We start from the raw sequence: 283 nt of genomic DNA, 5'->3' as shown, positions 1-283 counted from the left end.
TCATCTTCTGATAAGTTCAAGTAGCTTTTCAACTGTGTCATAGGCACACCTATCGCCTGTACTTTCGTGAATGCGACTTTTTCCTTATCGGTAAAAGAAAGTCCATACTTCTGCCCCATATTGTCTAGAAGCTGAATTCTTTCAGTTCCGTTCTCCACAGGTTGGAAGTAAAATTTCCCATCTGGTGTTACATTTACCGTCATTAGACTGGCATCTGGCAACAACTTTTCAGATATAGAAGATGGCGGTTTTATCTGCTCTACATCAGGCTTTTTAAACTGTG

The 283-nt window shown here is 40.3% G+C and carries 1 pseudogene; it reads right to left on the bottom strand.

Features of this window, described 5'->3' with window-relative positions:
• Window positions 1-283 (bottom strand): annotated as a pseudogene (locus tag F1003_RS15595) (ExbD/TolR family protein); the annotation flags it as partial.

It is taken from the genome of Winogradskyella ouciana (assembly GCF_009709615.1).
Classification (GTDB): Bacteria; Bacteroidota; Bacteroidia; order Flavobacteriales; family Flavobacteriaceae; genus Winogradskyella; species Winogradskyella ouciana.
Note: the sequence above shows the minus strand (reverse complement) of the source record. Positions and strands in the feature narration are given on the sequence as shown.